Annotated in this window: 2 protein-coding genes; both read left to right on the forward strand. The window is 34.4% G+C overall.

What is annotated here, in order from left to right:
• The first annotated feature begins 703 nt into the window (after positions 1 to 703).
• Positions 704 to 1,015: a hypothetical protein gene (locus RBR53_11975; GenBank protein ID MDY0133367.1), complete on the forward strand. Its 312-nt coding sequence runs from the start codon at positions 704 to 706 to the stop codon at positions 1,013 to 1,015.
• 211 nt (positions 1,016 to 1,226) lie between these two features.
• Complete coding sequence (locus tag RBR53_11980) at positions 1,227 to 2,444, forward strand: tyrosine-type recombinase/integrase (GenBank protein ID MDY0133368.1); 1,218 nt, start codon at positions 1,227 to 1,229, stop codon at positions 2,442 to 2,444.
• The last annotated feature ends 476 nt before the right edge of the window (positions 2,445 to 2,920 follow it).

The raw sequence follows: 2,920 nt of genomic DNA on the forward strand, positions 1-2,920 counted from the left end.
GGAGGTTCAAATCCTCTCATCCCGACCATAAAAATCAAGGGCTTAGGTATTCACCTAAGCCCTTTTTTTGTTCAAATTTTTTTTGAATACCGGGTTTTGAATACCACCCCCGCCGCCAACCTCGCCTCTTCATTCAATTTTTAAATCTCACTCGATTGGAAAAAAAATCACAGTTCCCATGAACATGGTTCTGGAGACGTGAAGTTTAGCCTTCGCAGAAAAGGACAGCCACGGCTGTTCGACTGGTCACAGTCGCCTGTGGTTATTGGCCCTTTTGCGTGATGGCGTGCTCAAAAAGTAAATGCAGGTGTGGTTGAGCCGTGACGAGTAGTCGAGATCGTAATCATAGCACGAACCGCATTCAGCTTTCATCAAAAAAACTTCTCGATGAGTAAAAAAAGGGTTTCCCAGAAATCTTGTTATGAACATGATTCATGTGAACCCATACCATTATAATATGCAACATCTTCTAGGAACATAACCAAACAGAAAACAGGATGGCAAAATGAGCAAAGGTGAAAAATTTATTTTTCATCAAAAAAACTTCTCGATGTGTAAAAAAATGGGTTTCCCGGAAATCATGTCATAAACTTGAGTCAAGTGAATCAATACCATTATAATATGAAAACTATCCAGGTAATAACCGAACAAAAAAACTGAGGATTAAAAAAAATAAAAATTTTAAAAAAAAATGCATCGATGTGTGAAAAAAATGTGTTTCCCAAAACACGTATTCATGAGCACATTAATTTTTGCACCAAACGAAATCTACACGGCAATGGAAGTAGCTAAAAAACTAAAATTCAAAACAGCGAGAACAGCAAAAAAATTTATGCTAGAACACGGAATAACCTATTACAAAGACACAGGAATAGGTCGCGGCAAAGGATTGAGATGGCTAGGCAGGGATCTAAACATGATGTTCGAATCAAAACATCAACCGAAAAAAAAACAAGTAGAAACAGAAAATCGACACGGATATTGGAAAGAAATTTTAGAAAACATGAAAAAATAAATAATCCATAACATAAAGGAGAACTTGTTAACATGAATTTTTCCACTGATGAAAAGCAAAAAAAATACCGGGTATATTTTAAAAGAATTTTAACAAAAAAACAAATTAACATCATAACAAATAATTATAGCGAAGCTAAAATTATTGAAAAATTGATTAAATACAAATTCTAAAAAAATTTTAAAATAAATATAATAAAAAAGGAGAAAACATGGCAATCAAGTCTTATAAAAACAAAAGCGGCAAAATTACACACAGGGTATATTTTAAACATCCATACACAAAAAAACAAGTCAATATCCAGATTGACGACCTGAATAAAGCCAAGAAAATCGATTCACAATTCAAACATATGGTTAAGTTTGAAAAAGAAGCGTTTTACATGGATGATCATCACAAAAAATATCTAAACATCGATACTTGTAATGATGAAAAAGAAGACAACGAAGAATTAACGATTGGCAAAGCCTTGGATTATTACTCTTCACGAAACAAAGAATCAAGGAGAAATTCCGAAAAAAGCAGGGTAAATAATCTAAAAAAACAATTTGGAGATCATTTAATTTCAAACTTGAAACGTTCTGAATTGGCAGAATACACCGACGAAAGAACTGAAGACAAAGTAGTTGACGGCAAAACTATAAAAAAGAAGGTATTATTAAAAACAATTAAAAGAGAGTTAAACATTCTCAGAAAAGCCATTGCCTTATTTCTTGAAAGAAAAGACGATAAGCTATTTTATGATTTAGTTGAACTAAAGAAATGTCCAGTTTTTACGTACTTAGCAAGCGACTCAAAGGGGAGAAGCGAAAGCGATTCAGACAAACCAAAAATAGAGTTTCTTACAAATAATGAAAAGTCAATTCTATATAAAAACAGTCCAAAACATTTAAAAATTGCTATTTTAATTGCAGATGAACTTGGAGTTCGATTTGGTCCATGCGAATTATTTAAACTTAAACACTCAAATGTCGAACACGAAAAAAACTTAATTACCATCGAAAGATCTGACAAAGATGGTGGAAAAATTATTGATACAAGAACTGTTGAAATTTCCCAGTTTCTTAGCGACAAAATCAAAGAATCAAGGGAATGGGATATTGAATTTTGCAAAAATAAAGGAACAGAAGCTCCAACTGATTATATTGTAAACTATAAAAATAAAGAGGTCTCAACATTAAAAAGATCATTCAATACGGCAATGAAAGAATCAAATATCAAAAAAAGATTTGTTCCATACAACTTTAGACACATGAGAATCACATACTTAATCTATAAAGGAATAGATTGCCATTCTATTGCAAACTTTATTGGGCACAGCGACTCTCAAATGATTTATAAATTTTATTCACAGATAACAGCAGAGAGGATGTCCGAAATCAGAATGCTGAATGACCATACGCCATATCAAGTGATAGATAAGAAATAGTTATTGCAAAATTATCGACATTTCTTGCCTTCAATTTTTAAAAAATCTTTGAAGGCAAGAAATGTCATCACCTTAAAAGAAAAAAATGATTTCCCACGTAACTGATTTAAAAGCACAGAATTTTCTGTTTAACAATCAACCCTGTATGGAGACAAAACATGTTTAACGATTCTTTTATTGATTTAAGGCTGATCAGCAATCTTCTCCGCGTGAATAAGACGACCTGGCGACGCTGGTGTGCGCTGGGGAAGGCCCCACTTCCCGTTAAGATCGCTGCTGATCGTAAACTGCGTTGGTGGAAATCTGACATTGACGAGTTCATCGCTTCTTTTAGCGATCGTCAAAGAAAAGTAAGCGCTCAGACATCCGCATCTTCCACGGATGTGTCTGATGTGCGATAGACGCCGGCGTTTCTACTTCTTGCGCGGCTTGGGCTTTGGGAGACTTGGGAGAAGGGATTTGTCCACGTGCTGCGG

This window comes from Desulforegulaceae bacterium, assembly GCA_034006035.1.
In the GTDB taxonomy this organism is placed as follows: domain Bacteria; phylum Desulfobacterota; class Desulfobacteria; order Desulfobacterales; family JACKCP01; genus JACKCP01.

Excerpts from the sequence above, each read along its gene's own strand:
- RBR53_11980 (MDY0133368.1), top strand. The coding sequence starts at position 1,227 with ATGGCAATCAAGTCTTATAAAAACAAAAGCGGCAAAATTACACACAGG.